At 57.5% G+C, this 16482-nt stretch carries 12 protein-coding genes, 2 pseudogenes and 1 riboswitch; of the genes and pseudogenes, 8 read left to right on the forward strand and 6 right to left on the reverse strand.

Annotation, left to right across the window (positions count from 1 at the left end; genetic code table 11):
• From K289_RS51970 to K289_RS0138300, 3 genes and pseudogenes are all read right to left on the reverse strand, one after another.
• Nucleotides 1-264 (reverse strand): annotated as a pseudogene (locus tag K289_RS51970) (IS110 family transposase); the annotation flags it as partial.
• Nucleotides 265-353: 89 nt separating this feature from the next.
• Nucleotides 354-1538: pseudogene (locus K289_RS46780) on the reverse strand (IS3 family transposase).
• Between the two features lie 324 nt (nucleotides 1539-1862).
• Nucleotides 1863-2369 carry an avidin/streptavidin family protein gene (locus tag K289_RS0138300; protein ID WP_051311274.1) on the reverse strand — a complete coding sequence of 169 codons (507 nt, stop codon included), beginning with the start codon at nucleotides 2367-2369 and terminating at the stop codon, nucleotides 1863-1865.
• 1521 nt (nucleotides 2370-3890) lie between these two features.
• On the opposite strand from K289_RS0138300, the gene ehuB reads away from it, so the two are divergent.
• The 4 genes from ehuB to K289_RS0138320 all read left to right on the forward strand — a co-directional run bounded on the left by ehuB (nucleotide 3891) and on the right by K289_RS0138320 (nucleotide 7153).
• Nucleotides 3891-4781 carry an ectoine/hydroxyectoine ABC transporter substrate-binding protein EhuB gene (gene ehuB, locus K289_RS0138305; protein WP_051311276.1) on the forward strand — a complete coding sequence of 297 codons (891 nt, stop codon included), beginning with the start codon at nucleotides 3891-3893 and terminating at the stop codon, nucleotides 4779-4781.
• Between the two features lie 284 nt (nucleotides 4782-5065).
• The gene (locus tag K289_RS0138310; protein WP_027556212.1) at nucleotides 5066-5713 is read left to right on the forward strand and encodes an amino acid ABC transporter permease; all 648 of its coding nucleotides are present in this window, start codon (nucleotides 5066-5068) and stop codon (nucleotides 5711-5713) included.
• Nucleotides 5713-6375 carry an ectoine/hydroxyectoine ABC transporter permease subunit EhuD gene (ehuD, locus tag K289_RS0138315; protein ID WP_027556213.1) on the forward strand — a complete coding sequence of 221 codons (663 nt, stop codon included), beginning with the start codon at nucleotides 5713-5715 and terminating at the stop codon, nucleotides 6373-6375. The genes K289_RS0138310 and ehuD overlap by 1 nt, the downstream gene beginning before the upstream one ends.
• Before the next feature lie 16 nt (nucleotides 6376-6391).
• A complete protein-coding gene (locus K289_RS0138320; RefSeq protein WP_027556214.1) occupies nucleotides 6392-7153 on the forward strand; it encodes an amino acid ABC transporter ATP-binding protein in 762 nt (253 codons plus the stop codon).
• A 430-nt stretch (nucleotides 7154-7583) separates the two neighbouring features.
• Here K289_RS0138320 and K289_RS46785 read toward each other — a convergent pair whose 3' ends face one another.
• The 3 genes from K289_RS46785 to K289_RS0138340 all read right to left on the reverse strand — a co-directional run bounded on the left by K289_RS46785 (nucleotide 7584) and on the right by K289_RS0138340 (nucleotide 11144).
• A complete protein-coding gene (locus tag K289_RS46785) occupies nucleotides 7584-8354 on the reverse strand; it encodes a GntR family transcriptional regulator (RefSeq protein ID WP_051311278.1) in 771 nt (256 codons plus the stop codon).
• 358 nt (nucleotides 8355-8712) lie between these two features.
• Nucleotides 8713-9726, reverse strand: a complete 1014-nt coding sequence (locus K289_RS0138335; protein WP_027556216.1) for a succinylglutamate desuccinylase/aspartoacylase family protein — start codon at nucleotides 9724-9726, stop codon at nucleotides 8713-8715.
• A gap of 116 nt (nucleotides 9727-9842) precedes the next feature.
• Nucleotides 9843-11144: a Xaa-Pro peptidase family protein gene (locus K289_RS0138340; protein ID WP_027556217.1), complete on the reverse strand. Its 1302-nt coding sequence runs from the start codon at nucleotides 11142-11144 to the stop codon at nucleotides 9843-9845.
• A gap of 165 nt (nucleotides 11145-11309) precedes the next feature.
• Here K289_RS0138340 and K289_RS0138345 point away from each other — a divergent pair, with 165 nt between their 5' ends.
• The 4 genes from K289_RS0138345 to K289_RS0138360 all read left to right on the forward strand — a co-directional run bounded on the left by K289_RS0138345 (nucleotide 11310) and on the right by K289_RS0138360 (nucleotide 16020).
• Nucleotides 11310-12110, forward strand: coding sequence for a hypothetical protein (locus tag K289_RS0138345; RefSeq protein WP_027556218.1), 801 nt, complete (start codon nucleotides 11310-11312; stop codon nucleotides 12108-12110).
• Nucleotides 12111-12259: 149 nt separating this feature from the next.
• Entirely contained in the window at nucleotides 12260-13141 is an 882-nt protein-coding gene (locus K289_RS0138350; RefSeq protein ID WP_027556219.1) for a transporter substrate-binding domain-containing protein, read from the forward strand.
• Between the two features lie 147 nt (nucleotides 13142-13288).
• The gene (locus tag K289_RS0138355) at nucleotides 13289-14464 is read left to right on the forward strand and encodes a PLP-dependent aspartate aminotransferase family protein (protein WP_027556220.1); all 1176 of its coding nucleotides are present in this window, start codon (nucleotides 13289-13291) and stop codon (nucleotides 14462-14464) included.
• Between the two features lie 59 nt (nucleotides 14465-14523).
• A riboswitch (glycine riboswitch) is annotated at nucleotides 14524-14623 on the forward strand.
• Nucleotides 14624-14760: 137 nt separating this feature from the next.
• Complete coding sequence (locus K289_RS0138360) at nucleotides 14761-16020, forward strand: D-amino acid dehydrogenase (RefSeq protein WP_027556221.1); 1260 nt, start codon at nucleotides 14761-14763, stop codon at nucleotides 16018-16020.
• The last annotated feature ends 462 nt before the right edge of the window (nucleotides 16021-16482 follow it).

Consider the following 16482-nt stretch of genomic DNA (forward strand, 5'->3'; position numbering starts at 1 on the left):
TTTGCCTCGCTTTACGAAGGGTTTGACATAAGCCGGCGGAATGAGCCGCACCTCATGACCGAGAGCTGCGATCTCGCGCGCCCAATAGTGGGCGCTACCGCAGGCTTCCATCCCCACCAGGCATGGTGGCAGTTTCTCGAAGAAGCGCAGAACCTCGCTGCGCCGCAACTTCCTGTTGAACACGGGCGAGCCCTCCGCATCCGCGCCGTGAACCTGGAAAACGTGCTTGGCCAAATCCAACCCGATGGTGCTAACCTGTTTCACGGAACGGTCCCTCCTTTGTGGCGTTCGAACAACGACCACGTTCTAGCACTTTGATGCTGTTGGAGCGGGCCGTTCCACCACATCAAGTTTTATCCAATTCTGAGTTCGCCCTGGCAGTTGGATTTGCCCGGTTGGGCGGTGGGAGCGACGGGAGCTGGCGCGGAGCCCTCGGCATAGCGCAGCGCCAGATCCCGGCGCGGGTTACAGGTGAAGGCGAACTCGGACGGCGTCTTCCATCCGAGTTGCGAGTGGGGCCGAGCGTCGTTGTAATCGGCCCGCCAGCACCGAAGCGCAACGCGGGCCTGAGCCAGCGAGGTGAACAGCGTCTCGTTCAACAATTCATCCCGCACCGTTGAAGCTCTCGATGAAGGCGTTCTGCATAGGCTTGCCCGGCGCAATGTAGTGCCATGCGACGCGGCTCTGATCGGCCCAGGTCAGGATGGCGTTGCTGGTGAGTTCGGTGCCGTTGTCGCTGACCATCATCTTCGGCTTGCCGCGCTCGATCATCAGCCGGTCCAGTTCTCGCACCACCCGGGCACCCGAGAGCGAGGTATCGGCCACCAGCGCCAGACACTCGCGCGTGCAGTCGTCGACCACGGTCAGGATACGGAAGCGGCGGCCGTCCGTGAGCTGATCCGACACGAAGTCGAGCGACCAGCGATCGTTGGGGGCCATCGGCACCATCATCGGTGCCCTGGTCCCAATGGCCCGCTTGCGGCCGCCACGGCGCCGCACTGCGAGCTTCTCTTCGCGGTAGAGCCGGAACAGCTTCTTGTGGTTGACCAGATAGCCCTCCCGCTTGAGCAGCACATGCAAGCGCCGGTAGCCGAAGCGGCGGCGTTCCTGGGCGATCGCCCGCATGCGCTGGCGAAGGCTTGCATCGTCAGCCCGGCTCGTCCGGTATCTCACGGTCATGCGGCAGCAGCCGATGGCTTTACACGCCCGCCGTTCGCTCATCCCGTAGACGTCCACGAGATGGGCGACAGCCTTTCGCTTTCCCGCGGGCGTCACCACTTCTTTCCCAAGAGGTCCTTCAGCGCCGCATTGTCGAGCATCGCATCCGCCAGCAACCGCTTCAGCCGTGTGTTCTCGCCCTCCAACGTCTTCAGCCGCTTGGTCTCCGACACCTCCATCCCTCCGAACTTGGCCTTCCATTTGTAGATGCTGGCGTCACTGACGCCATGCTTGCGGCACAGGTCGGCGACCGAAACGCCGGCCTCATGCTCCTTCAAAATCCCGATGATCTGCTCTTCCGAAAAGCGGCTGCGCTTCATGCTCTGGTCCTCGTCTTGGGCCAGAGCGAACTTCAAACTGGATTAAGCCCGCGGGGCAAGGTCAGTACGCGGCCAGTTTCGGCAACCACCCAATATTGAGGGCAAGAGCACGCGTGAGGACGATGAAACGTGTGGCTAGGAAAGGCGCCCTGACACTCTGCGAGGCACCCCGTATAAAATTTCAGGATATACGTCTGCGCAAGAGGGGACGAAATTCTCTCTGACGAATCGCTGCCTGCCCTCGCAATGATCTTGGCCAGTAACTCCGCGGAGAAACAGCCCACGTGACGACCCTATTCGGATCGTCACGCGACTGATCTTAAGTTATTTGCGATTCTTCGTGTTCGAGAGCTTTTCGACTGCCTCGCCCCTCAACGCTTCGCCCCCTGCGGCTGCCAATTTCGACTTATCGCCGCTTGCGAAAGTAAACGTGTCCGCGCCGGCGCTGACGCCATTCCATGCCACAGGCTCGGCGAGCGAAAGTAGCCAAAGCCCCTGAAAGCCCGACGCATTGTTGAGCTGTCCAGTCCACACGGTCGTTGAGCCGCAGCCTACAAAGTTGACGGCGAAGCTGATGGCGGTGCCGCTGCTGGTCTGAGCAAGCCATCCTGTCATCTTCTGAGGCGCGCCTTGATCGCAGCTGTTGGCTGCCTTGTTCGTATAGGTCCCGGAAATTGCGCCGGTGCTCTGATCGTAGCTGTTTACCGTCAGCGTTGAACCGTATTGGTTCGTCCAGGTCCAGAAGGTTTGCGCATCTGCCGTCGCAGCCAATAGCAGCCACAGACAGGCCGATAGCATCCAATGCGTCCATTTCCAATTTGCGTGAGACATTGCCAACTCCATGTCGCTCCAGAAGGGTAGCGATTTGCCTATAGCGCCAATTTTGGAGTTCCGCAATTTCTACGTGCGCTACAATACTATCACTTCTGATAGTTGATTATTTTTCCTCTCGCTTAGCGATCTATTTGCCTTTCCAGAACTCCGCGAAGCATGGCTGGCGCAAATTGTCTTCTCAGAGGCTTACCGTGAGGGCGCGTCACGCCTGCGAGACAGCTGCAGCTCTGGACATCATCGTCGTCCACCAGCCTGATGGACGAACCGAGCCTCTAAGTCCTAGCCATGGATCCGCATTCTACTGGCCTGAGCCGCAGATTTTAGCACAAGCAAACGGCGGGCCCGCGGACGATCCAAAATGGTGAGATTGGGAATCGCCACAAGCTCGGCTCTTTCCAATAATTCCCTTCTCGCGACGGATCGAATCGTGACGCGTTCCACTGGTGCGCCAACAACCCGCGATGCTAAATTGGCGCGTCTCAGGCAGACACTATCGTCGTCTGCGGGCGTCAAACCTGCGAACACAAGCGGATGACGCAGCCTTTGCGTCGCTTTTGCCTCCGCTGCGCAGGAGTCCGGCAGACCGCATCGACATGACAATCTGAGCCGGTCATCGGAATCGTATTCGCTGAACCGAAACTGCTGGGGTCCGAATGAAGCCGACGCGCCTGTAGGCGCTCTATCAGCCCGAACGACCATGGCTGTGCTCGGGCCAGCGGGTTCAGGCCTCATCGCAGACCCACCGGCACAGCCAAAGCTTCGCTTTACGGCTCTTAGGCGCACCGAGCGCACTCAAAGCAAGTGCATCGGCAGCATCGCAATATACCGGCATAGATCTCAGCGCGAATGCCGATGGCGCAGATGTCGAATGTTGATCCGAAACCGCAGAAAGCATCAGGCTTGGCCGCCCGCTCGAAGATTTGCGGCGCAGCCGCACAAATCCTATGGCGTGGAGCCACGTATCGACTGGTCCAAATGCGTCCTGCCGCCCTGCCGGGCTGTGCAATCTCTCAGGATCTGGGAGTCCTCCATGAGTTAACAAACGACAGTCCGAAGCCGTCGAGTTGCCTCGAATTCTTGCCGATGCAGTTGCACTTGAGCGCCCCCTTTCGCCCGCGAGCTCGTGGCGGCTCCTGAGGCTGCACTCGTAGATGTTGTAAGGATCGTTCGGTTTAGAACCGGGCATACCCTTCGTTGGACGGATTTGGGCAAGTTCGTGTCGGCTCCGCATCGGACCGTCTGTTCCCAACGGGCTGAAAGAAGCTAGCGAAGAGAACCGCACCATCCAGCTTCAGGGCGGCGAAGTTGGCTTACGAGCGGCGGGTGTTTGTGACGATCTGGGGAGCGCGGATGATGCAGGTGGACAGCATTTCGGAAGGCTGACAGTTCGCAGCTGTGTCCAGGCAACCCGCTGCCAGCCCCGCCGGATCGACGTTTACCCGCCAATTTCCTTGCCGTTTGACAATGGGTCATACCTAGTATACCTAATGGACCAGCCTATGAGCTGAGAGACCAGGGATGGAAAACTATAGGACCGGGAGAAGGACTGTATTGGCAGGTGCGCTATCTCTCGCGCTTGCGGCAACGGTTCGCAACGAGAGCGTAGCCGAGACACTCGCCGATCGCGTTCGGAACAACGCTACGATCACCGTCGGCATATATAACGTCGCGCCGTGGGGATATAAGAACGAAGATGGCTCCATATCCGGAATCCACCCTGACCTGCTCAGAGCCGTTCTTGGGTCACTTGGAGTCAGCAACATTGAATTCGCAATCGTCGAATTTCCTGCCTTGATCCCCAGTCTCGTGTCCAAGCGCATCGACATCGTCGCAACTGGCATGGCGATCACGCCCGTACGATGCCAGCAAGTCATATTCACCGAACCCGATCTCGCAATTGGCGATGCGCTTGTCGTTCTTCCGGGCAATCCGAAAAACCTTCACAGCTACACCGATATTGCCAATAACCCTGACCTGCGCATTGGAGGCGCCCGAGGGACCACCAACGTTGAAAACGCCTTCAAGGCAGGCATCCCAAGAGACAGGATCCTTCAATTTGACGGCGGCAAATCGATCATTGCGGCGCTATTTGCCGGTCGGATTGACGCCATTGCCTGGTCTGTTCCCACTGCGATCAACGCGCTCAAGGATCCCGCCGTCCAAGGTAAGGTCGAGCGTGCTTTTCCATTCAAAGGCGTCGTTGAAAACGGCCGCGAGTCGGCCTTTTACACCGCCATGGTGTTCAGGCCGGAAGATAAAGAACTGCGCGACCGATACAACCAAAGTTTTGCAAATCTGAGGTCTACCGGAACGATTAAGCAGATCATGGCCAAGTACGACTTCACCGACACGGAGTTGGTCCCTGCTGGACTCACGGCTAAGGACCTATGCGGTGACAATTATCGGTAGAGATAGCTCCGTTCATCCCATCGGCTTCGCGACCCGAGCCTTGGTGCGACCAGCAAATTCTCTACCAAATATCCGTGCTGCAGCTCATCGGTTGGCATAGCTCGGATATGCGCGACGACTGGCCTTATACGGGAGAGCCTGCAACCGCCGGCGAGACGCGCCAGCATTCGGCCCTCACATTGTGAGTTGCTGAGCGCGACTAAAGACAGCGCTCGCTTCAAGCAAATGGGCTACGCAACGAATATAAGTGTCCGAGATCGAACACGTGAACGGGAGCCGGACTAATGAGCTTTTTCGCAATACTTCGATCAATCTACGAGGGCTTTGGCATAACTGCGGCAGTCGCCACCCTCGGGCTCTTATTTGCCATACCATTCGCGGTGATTGCGGGCGTCCTGCAGCATTTTGCGACCGGACCATTGCGCTGGATGGTAACCGCTGTAATTGAGTTTTGGCGAAGCTCATCCGTCATCGTCCTTCTCTATGCCTTTTACTACACGCTGCCTGCTTTCGGGATCTTTCTTTCGGGTATCACTGTCGGAGCCATGGTGCTCGGGTTCAACATTGGCGGATATGGTAGCCAGTCGGTACGCGCCGCGCTCCAGTCGCTCAATAAGGGCCAGCGAGAAGCCGGTCTGGCCCTTGGACTAAGTCGCTTTGACGTACTTCGCTTGATCGAACTGCCTCAGGCGATTACCGCGATGTTTCCGACCTTCATCAATCAGGCCATCCAGCTCATCAAGGGCACCACTCTGGTCTCCCTTATTGCGCTGACCGACATGACATTCCGGGCGAAGCAGATTTCCGAGCTTGGGTATAATCCCGTCGGTATCTACTCAGCCTTGGCTCTTTCGTACCTGATCCTTTGCTATCCGGTCACCATCTTCGGTCGCCAAGTCGAACGGCGATTTGCCACTCGAAAGGCCCGCTAATGAATTTCAATTTTTCTTTCGCGATCGAGATCATCCCCCGCGTGCTTGAAGGGATCGGCAATACGGTGATGATCGCGGTCATCAGTTTCATTGGAGCAGCTGCTCTTGGGCTGTTCTGGGAACTGCTTCGACGATCTCACACCACTGTCCGGCCGGTGATCCAATTCGTCATTGACGCGATTCGATCCACGCCCGCACTTGTACAGATATATTTTCTCTTCTTTGTGCTCCCCTATTACGGTGTGACGCTCCCGGCCCTCCTCGTCGGCTCGTTCGGACTGAGCTTCTACTATTCTGGATATATGTCTGAAGTGTTCAAGGCAGGAATCGATGCTGTCCCTGCCGGGCAAAGCGAAGCGGCTCAGAGCCTTGGGCTCAGCTGGGCTGACATGATCAGGTTCGTTATTCTCCCCCAAATGCTGCGGAACGTCGCTGCGCCGCTCGGCGCCTATTCGATTTCGATTTTGAAATCGACACCGCTGCTGGCTGTCATTTCCGTGCCGGAATTGCTCGGAAGCGCCTTAGACGTTGCATCCGATACATATCGCTACGCCGAACCCATGTTCGACGTTGGCGTCCTTTTCCTAGCGATGTCCCTGGTTGCGGTGGCCGGCATTACTCAGCTCGAGCGCCGACTCGGACTGACAGCTCCCTCTCACTAAAGTCCTGGAGAAACAGATGGCTCTTCAAACGAACTCCTGTTCGGGCAATGCTGCGGTAACGATGGAGCAGCTTTGCAAGTGGTATGGATCGTTCCAGGTCCTTCACAATGTGGATTTGTCCGTTGCCGTTGGAGAGCGGATCGTCGTTTGCGGCCCATCCGGATCCGGAAAGTCGACACTCGTCCGATGCATCAACCAACTAGAGACACACGAAAAGGGCCGCCTGATCGTGAACGGTGTCGAGCTGTATAAGGGAATGAAGGGCTTGGCCGAGCTGCGACGCGATGTTGGGATGGTGTTTCAGCAATTCAACCTTTTTCCACACCTGACGGTCCTGGATAACTGCACACTGGCACTTGTTCGAGCACGAAAGCTGGCCAGAGACCAGGCCGAGGAAATTGCGATGGAGAACCTCAAGAAAGTCCGCATTCCTGAGCAGGCTCATAAGTTCCCGACGCAGCTCTCGGGCGGCCAGCAGCAGCGTGTAGCCATCGCGCGAGCATTGTGCATGAAGCCCAAGCTTATGCTGTTTGATGAGCCTACATCGGCGCTGGATCCAGAGATGATCAAAGAGGTCCTCGATGTTATGACCGAGCTCGCGAGGGACGGTATGACAATGATCTGTGTGACCCACGAAATGGGGTTCGCGCGTGAGGTTGCCGACCGGATTATCTTTATGGACGCAGGCAGAATCATCGAGCAAGCGGCGCCCTCTAAGTTCTTCAAGAACCCCGAACATCCCCGGGCGCAGCAATTCCTCGGTCAGATGCTGCACTAAACCTCAAGCTTGCTTGTTAGAACGCAAGCTTCGTCGTGGCGAGGCTCAGGCGCAAATTGTGGGACCGGCAGTCGCAGTGCATGACCCGGCTCGTCGAGCAGATTGAGTTGTCGAGCTCGAGCGCCGAAGCAGTAGCGGGCGATGACAAGATCGACGCGGCTCGGGCCATGCCTTTCGCGAGCGCGCTATCGGCAGTCCCCTGAAGGCTTTTACAGACCATCTGCTGCGCAAACGCGTGGCTAACCCCGCGGTCAACCACTGATCCTCGCTGGTGGAGACATTTCGATCCAGACCAGCTTGCAAGGTCACGGGGATCGCCGCTCTATAGTCGACCGCCGATCAACTGCCGTCAAAATGGCACTTTGCTCGTTCGGGATGCGGGCTCAGTCGGATACCGGACGTCCGCGACTTTCGTCGAATGCTGACGTTGTCAGGCGCGATGCTTTGAAGAACCGACGCTAGAAGCGCCTGGGCGCGAGGCGCGTACATTGCGCGCCGGGAAGCTGACAGAACACGAAAGACGGTCGAATGGAGCTTGGAGGACACCATAGATCGAGATGTCCTCAGTGTCCGTGCTGAACTTGTAAAAGCGTCGAAGGATTGGGTATCCAGTCGGAATACCAAATACGTCTTCGACCTGGCCAGTGGCCGGAGCGGCGTCAATGATGAGATCTGTATTTGTCACAAGGATATTGTGACGGCCTAGCGCTTCAGTGACCAACCGCTCGGCAAACTCATCGACGATCTCATCGGCGACGTCTGCCGACAGATATGTCGAGTCGTATAGGAATGGCATATCATCGATAAATATGGTCTTGCGGACGCATAGCATTGCTTCCCTCGGAGGACTGAAGGTAAGCATAACGGGATCTGCAATCTTCTCTCGGGTAATCGAAAGTAATTGCATTGTGGTCCCCTCAAAAGAGGGCGCCGTCATATCCAGCTTGCGCAGAATCCTAGTCTGCTTTTTGACGTAGGTACCTTTTCCGGCAACTGAGACAATCATGCCGGCAGCTTGAAGATCGCGAAGAGCCCGTTTGATCGTAATGAGGCTGACTCCGAATTCCTCCCCGAGCATCGCGGTGGAGGGAATCGGAGCATCCGGCTGATATGTTCCATTGGAAATGCGCTTGAGAATTTCCTCACGCACTGTGACGTGGAGCGATGAGGTTGGGCGCAGACGAGAGGGTGCTACCGACATTTCGATTCAATCTCGCTCTGGCCAAAGGCCCTGTGTATTCCGATTGGCGCCAAGGGACATTCGCCCTGAAGACCTCGATTGCACATCCAGGCGCCCTGACGCGAACGGGCATATCTCGAGTCATGGCATACCTAGTATGCTTATCATCACCTGTCAACTTTCGTGCCTCAAACCGCGCCATAGTGGCCGAAGATAGGGCAGGTTCTCAGGTCTCCGCTCATTCGAGATGAGGCGAACCGGCTTGCCTCGCCTTGCACACGACAGGAGCGAAGGGGCGCCGCACGGTCTTTAGACCGCGACTGCAACGTCCCTCATTGTCCCGCGTCGTCTCGAAATCGGGCGCGGTTGCCTTCGACTATCAAGCCGCCTCCCCCATCACCGACATTAGGCCGAAGAGAGCATCGCCAGTGTGAGTTAAGGTTGGAAAGCGGCGGTAAGCAACCAAACCTGAGACCGAGAATTTTAATTCGACCGGCTCGGCAACGGCGCTGCTCAGCGGATAGACACGGCCGGCCGGCTGGTTCGCCTTCACCTCATCGCCAGGCTTGACGAATGGCTCGAACAGGCCATCGCAAGGTGCGTAGATGGAGTTGTGCGGGCTTTGATACTTGAGGATCACGGAAGAGCCTGCCTCGATCGCGCCCGCGGCTGTAACGATTCCATAATCGTGCAGAACCCTCTTCAGACCGTGCTCTGCGATCCTCAGACCGCGTTCTGAGAGAGTGGCCCCAAAGCCCAGCTCCGTTGTGAGGGCGGGAATTCCGTGTTGCTCAGCGGCGGCGTAGAGGGTTGATCCGGCGCCTGCCCCTGCCCCATCCGTGATTGCTCCATACGGCGCACCAAAGCTTTTCAGAAGTCGCAAGATCGCGGCAGCCTCCGAGTCATTTCGACCGGGCCTTGCGAGGGCGACTGGCAAATAGTCGAGCGAGCGGCCTCCCGAATGAAGATCGATGACGAGATCTGCCAAAGGAAACAGTTCTGACGTCACATAATGGGCGATCATTGCGGTTGGCCCACCATCCGCATCGCCCGGAAACGCACGGTTCAGGTTTCCCTCATCCAGCGGCGAATTCCGGCGGCCGGCGCTAACGGCCGGCCAATTTAGAGCAGGAAGGATGATGACCCGACCGCGCAGGTTTGCACAGGATGACAATTCCCGGGCGAGGTTACGCAATGCAATTTGCCCCTCGTACTCGTCGCCGTGCGTTCCCGCCGTCAAGAGTGCCGTTGGTCCGTTGCCGCCGTTGAAACAGAGTATGGGAACCGGTATCCAGCCGTAAGCGGATGTGTCCGATGAATAGGGGACGCGAGCATAGTCGGCCTGCATTCCGATGGCCGAGAAATCGATCTTACTCCAGACGCGGCTTTTCATTACGTATCCTGATTAATAGATGATCAAATTACGTCGGTCATCGCGCCTGAGAAGGCCATCGGCAACAATGTTTTGTTTTGCTGCACGAATGCCTTCCGAACCCGGCCTGGACACTTTCACAGATCGACGATGGGTAACCGTTCAGGTGCGATGTCGCTGAGAAATTCAGGGCCGGTTTTTGTAACTCGGATGACTTCTTCGGTCTGGTATACGCCCCCGGCCATCTCCAGCTTGGGCTCGAGATGTAAGACCATGTCTTCCAGAATGATCTCGTTCGATCCGGCCATCAGTGATGGCGGCTCAGTCAAGGCAATACCTGAGCCGTGGCCGACACGGCCCGCCGCTGTCAGGCGAGACAGGTTGCGTTCTGACCAGAGCTCCTCAAAGAGGTGATAGACCTTTTCGCCTGTCATGCCTGGCCTTATTTTTTCCGCTAATCGGAGCGTCACGCTTCTTACGAACCCATAGAGGTCTTCCTGCCCAGGCGTTGCTTTACCGACCTTGGCGACCCGATCCAGATCACTGATCTGATCAGCACGGCGGGCGCCCATGTCGACCCAGATGAAATTGTCACGAGCCAGACGGAAATCATAGTTCGGTTGCGCGTAGCTCTTTCCTGCTGGATCGAAGCGGACGGGAAGCCAGTCGACGCTATCGGCTCCCAATCCAATCATTCGCTGCTTAAGCAGCTGGCCGAACTCGTATTCATTCATGCCGATGCGCAGATCGGCGAGGCCAGCGAAGAAGCTCTCCGTTGCAATACGGCAAACCTCGCGCTTGGTATCCAGTTCGTGCCGGCTCTTGATGAGACGCTGCCGCCAGATCAAGTCGGCCTGGTCCGAAAGGCGGAAGTTGCGCGGCGCGGCCCTAAAGTAGTCGATAAGTGCGATTGACCCACGCCCAAACATGTCGAGCCCATAGTCAAATCCAACGGCAGCGCCGGCTGGTAGATCACTCAGAAACTCGCCTGCCGCGGATACGGCAACGTCCGTATAACCATGATAGTACACGGGCTGAACATGGCGGTTCGGCCACGCCTGCGCGTTGCGCTCCTCCGAGCTGTTGATGATGATCGCGATCCCGGCGCGGTCACGTCGCGCTATCGCCAATAATGGCCTGGTGTCCGAGGTCCAGAACAGCGTCCTGAATCCGGAGTAATATTCGAAATTCTGGCGCGACGTCAGAACCATGGCATCGATGCCTGCGTCTGCCATGTTGGCGCGTAAACGCTCAATGCGCTCTCCGAGCTCCGCTTCATCTGGCCATAGGGGAGGCATCGCCATGTTTTTCTCCATCGCCCAATTGCATTTCCGTGAGGCAGACTTCGCCGCATTGAATGGCAGGGCGCCGCAGGTTTCGGCGAGATGCCGGAAATGCCACCGCCCGGCCGCCGCGAAGATCCCCTTCACATACCTCATATACCTACCATGTCAATCACTATTGACATACCAGATATACCCGATAGTATCAGATTTACGGTGGTCGCTGACTACCCGAGGAACTGAGCCCCAAGTTTGGGAGCGCGCCTTCAGCGGGCGACATCCGTAAGCTGCGGTCGCATTAAGCTGCCCGAGAGGATTCAAATGGTTGGGACCAAGGACGCGGGTGCCAGGAAGTGGTCAAAAGCCCCCTATGAAGTCGATGGAGGCATCGGCACAAAAGCGCACATTGGCATGATCGTGATGGATAACGATCAGACCCTGTCACATGAAGCGCGAGCCATGCTCACCCTTCCCGGCGTAGCCTTATATGAGAGTCGAATCTCGACGCCCGGCAATACTGCAACGTCGCTTTCGGTCGACCTGTTGAAGGATGCGTTCTCCGGACTTGACGAAGCGCTGGCGCAGATCAACTCCAGGCGGACTTCGGACGTTGTTGCCCTGGGCTGCACCTCGGCAGCTATGATCATCGGCCCGCAAGAGCTGCAGCGCAGGGTGCAAGCCGTTCATCCCAAGGCTCATGTCGTCGATCCGTTTTCGGGAATCGTGGGCGCTTTGCGGAGTCTCAATGCAAAACGCATCGGTTATGTCTCGCCCTATCCGCGAGACGTTGCGGAAAAAATGATTTCCGCAATTGAAGCCGAGGGCTTCTCGGTACCTGCTGCGGCCGAATTCTATAAAGACGGCGGCGTGGTCCGGTTCGATTCACCTTTCATTTCGCCAGAAAGCATCAAGAGCTCGGTGCGTGATCTGGCCGCCGAAGATGGGGTCGACACCATCATCGTCTCGTGTACCCAAATGCGCGCCGCGGCGGTCATCGAGCCGCTGGAAGCCGAAACCGGCAAGAACATCGTTACGTCCAATCAAGCCCTTTGCTGGCAAGCCCTTCGGCTTGCCGGTTGCAACGAAAGCGTTAAGGGCTGGGGTAAGTTGTTTACGCTCTGACGTAAGTCACTCTGGGGCAAGGCCGCCCACTGCAGGCGTTCCGGAACAGAAGTCGGGACGCGAGAGATGATAGCGCACTATCGTTTGAAGAACCCAAAAATGACCAGCCTGAAAAGGACGGCACCACAGCTCAACCGAGGGGAATTATCATGAAGCTCGCGACCATGACCCGTAACGTTGCACTTCTGGCAGCTTCGGTGCTTTCCGTGGCTGTCCTGGGCCCGCCGGCTCTTTCGCAGACCTTGAAAGAAAAAGTTGCATCCGAAGGCAAGCTCACGATTGGCGTCTACAACGCTTGGCCAGATGGCTTCGTCAAGGAGGGAGAAATCGCCGGCACCCAGCCGGAGATTTTACGCGAGGTTGCGAAATCGCTTGGACTCAAAACGATTGAGTTCCAGGCCATGGATTTTGGCGCGCTGATTCCGAGTTTGATGGCGAAGCGAATCGATGTCATTGCCGGCGGCATGTACGTAACGCCCAATCGATGCAAGCAGGTTGCCTTCTCAAACCCGGTCGGCGGGCCCCGCGGCAACGCCATTCTGGTGAAAGCTGGCAATCCGCTGAGCATTCACAGCTACCAGGATATGGCCGAGAACTCGAAGATCCGGGTCGGCAATTTGCGCGGCGCCGCGTCGCTGGAATACATGGCGGCGGCTGGCGTGCCTAAGGAGCGAATTCAGTTGTTCCCGGACCACCCGACTGGATTGGCAGCACTCCTCGCCGGACGGGTCGACATGCTCATCAATGCTTCAGGGGCGATTGTCGGCAGCTTGAGGGATCCTAACGTCAAGGGATTGGAGCGTGCAGAACCGTTCAAGGAAGTCGTGGATGGCAAGGAGATGATCCACTATTCGTCCTTCGCATTTCGACCTGAAGACAAAGAATTCCGTGACTTGATCGATCAAAGCCTCGCCGAGAAAAATCGTGAGGGCGTTGTCGCTAAAACCATCATGAGCTACGGTTTTCCCGAGCGTGATGCAACGCCCACCGGCGTTACGGCGAAAGAGCTTTGCGGAAGTGATTACCGCTAAACGACACTAGCAGTCTCACTTTATTGTCGCCCGTCATTAGTCCGCATATCGCCGTCGGGTTCTCTCCGGCTGACCATCCATCACGGCCGGAAAACATCCTGATCGCTCGCGGCAGCAAAGCAGAAGCGTAGAATCCTTAAGGTCGCCATGAACACCAGCTCAAACAACAACGACACGCTGTGCGTTGTACCACCAGCCGCTTCGCTCGAGGGGTTCGCCAGCCTCACGGTTCCTGTTTATCGAGCCTCAACAATTGTTTTCCCAAACGCCGCTGCCTATCGCTCACGCGCAGCGCGGTCGCCGGACGGCTATACCTATGGATTGGCTGGAACTCCCACAACACGGACTCTGGAAAGTCAGCTAGCTGAAATTCATTCGGCCGCCCGTTCGATCATCGTGCCTTCGGGGCAAGCGGCGATAACCACCGTCATGCTCGCGCTGTTGAAGCGCGGCGACCATGTGTTGATCACTGATAACGTCTATCCTCCGGTCAAGCTATTCGCACGGACTATTCTTCATTCCTTCGGCGTAGACGTTGAGTACTTTGATCCGACACGTCTTGCTGACCTGGAAGCCAAGATTCGCCCCGGCGCAACGAAGCTTGTTTGGGTCGAGTCGCCGGGCTCAACGACAATGGAAATCTGCGATATCCCCGCCATCGCAGCCAGGTGCAGAAAATCTGGTGCCCTTCTGGGATGCGACAATACCTGGGCGACCGGGTTGCTCTGCAAACCTCTGAGCCTGGGCATAGATATCGTTGCCGAAGCTATCACCAAATACGCAGGCGGCCACTCCGACATCCTTCTCGGCGCGATCATTCTTGATGACCTGGATCTCTACGCGCGGTTTCGGGCCGCTTTGGGAGCTCTTGGCGTAGGCACATCCCCCGATGATTGCTCGCACGCATTGCGCGGCATCCAGACGATGGCCCTTCGAATAAGGCACTCCGGCGCCTTGAGCGAGCAATTCGCAGAACGGTTGGAAGCTTCAGGTTTCAAGGTCTTGCATCCATGCCTTCCGTCGTTCTCTGGCCACGCTTTATGGCGGCGTGATTTCGCGGGTTGCTCCGGTGTTTTCAGCCTCCTGCTGGAGGGCGTGGATACCGGTAAGGTCGACTGCGCTCTAGACCAGCTGAGAACGTTCGCCATAGGTGCTTCTTGGGGAGGGACGCGAAGCATTGTCGCACCCATGGTCGTTGCAGGCGAGCGGCATGCAATGCCCGCGAGCGAAGACGTAAGCTATATCCGAATCAGCATCGGCCTCGAGAGCGCCGAAGATCTTTGGCGCGACATTGAGAGAATGTCGGATGTTCTGCTTGGCTGACGCCACATCTTTGAACCAAGAAAGCCAAGCTTGACGGCTTGGTGTATCGCGAGGCAATTTCAGGATTAGCGGGAGAGACCGTTTCTGCTTCAGGACAGGAACGGCGCCGACGGAGCAACCACCCCGGAAACTCTCAGGCAAAAGTACCGCTTTTCCGTACTTGAACTCTGAAAAGCAGGACGGCAGTTCTGCGCCGATGGTGAAAGTCGCGGCCCAAATGACTGGGCGGCGATGAAGCTCTCAGGCCAATGACAGAGGGGGTGCTAATCACCTGCATGAGGCGGGACGGAGCACCTATGAGCACTTCCAATACGTCACGTGTCGCCATCATCGGCGCAGGAATTACTGGCATCACGACCGCCTACAACCTCGCCAGGCGCGGCTGCCAGGTGACGGTCTTCGACCGTCAGCCCTACGCCGCAATGGAAACTTCCTTCGCCAATGGCGGTCAGCTGTCGGCCTCAAATGCCGAGGTCTGGAACAGCTGGGCCACGGTCCTTAAGGGCATCAAATGGATCTTCACGCCAGGAGCCCCGCTTCTCGTCAATCCCAAGCCGTCCTGGCACAAGCTATCATGGATGGCCGAGTTCGTTGCCTCGATCCCCAAGTACGAGGAGAACACGCTCACAACCGCGCGTCTTGCAATCGAGGCCCGAGCCCATCTGATGCGCATGGCGCAAGAGGAAGACATCGCGTTCGATTGCCAGAAACGCGGGATCCTTCATTTTTATCACAGTAAGGCGGAATTCGAGGCGGCTCGCAGGGTCTCGGCTTTGCTTGCCAAGGGCGGCCTTGAGCGCCGCGCCGTTACGCCGGAGGAAATCCGTGCGATCGAGCCTTCCTTGAAGGGCGATTTCTACGGAGGCTTTTACACGCCATCGGACTTCACGGGTGACATCCACAAATTCACCGTCGGGCTTGCCCGTGCCTGCGAGCGACGAGGTGTGACGATGCGCTGGTCAAGTGAGGTCCAGTCGGTTGGGCGTGGCACCGGTGAGGCGATCGGTGTGAATTGGAAGCCAACGGAGGGAGCCCTGCAGGCCAGCACGCTGCGAGAAGATTTCGACCGGATCGTGGTCTGCGGAGGGGTGATGTCCCGCCCGATCGCGGCCAGTCTCGGCGATCGCATCAATGTCTATCCGGTGAAAGGCTACTCGATCACTGTCGACCTTTCTGAAGAGTCAGACCAAGCGGCTGCACCGTGTACGAGTTTACTCGACGACCGGGCCAAGATCGTGACCAGCCGGCTTGGGCCGAACCGCTTTCGCGTGGCGGGAACGGCCGAATTCAACGGCTACAACAAAGACATTCGAACGGCGCGGATCGAGCCCCTCGTTCAATGGTGCCGAAAGCACTTCCCCGGCATGAGCACGCGCCAAGCCGTCCCTTGGGCAGGTCTACGACCGATGATGCCCGATATGCTGCCGCGGGTCATGCGGGGTCGAGATCCGCGCGTCTTCTACAACACAGGGCATGGTCATCTCGGTTGGACCTTGTCAGCTGCCACGGCCGATGCCGTCGCAGCTCTCGTTATGGCAAGGCAGAACGCCGGCTGACGAGGGAAAAATCAATTCCCTTGGGCCCCTCTCGCCTTCAGTAGCGCCGCGCACGCGACACTGGATGAACATGATGAGAATCCCGCTGGGTCGGGATTCTACACCAGGGGTAAGTTGCAGAGGGGCTACAGCCGCGAAAAGATGAGCTCGCAACGATCAAGAAGGAAGCGGAGGCCGAACTTGGGGGCTGGAGCAAGAGCCCGCGCATGCATCGGAACGTCACCCCAGACCAGATATTGGCGAGCGACGGGGTCTTCCCGACCTCCGTGTTCGTGAAGGGCTTCGCTTCGTCCGAGACGAGAGACCCCTCCTCCCGCGCGGCAACGAGCATTCTAAGAACCAGCGCGCCAGCCATCGTCAACTAGTGCGTCCTTCGTGAAGAATGCAGATCCGCCTGAAAGATAGAAAGAATTTGTCTCGATAAGGTATTCGATTTTGCAGGAAAGCTGGGTGTTGGACCTG

It is taken from the genome of Bradyrhizobium sp. Cp5.3, assembly GCF_000426265.1.
Lineage (GTDB): Bacteria > Pseudomonadota > Alphaproteobacteria > Rhizobiales > Xanthobacteraceae > Bradyrhizobium > Bradyrhizobium neotropicale.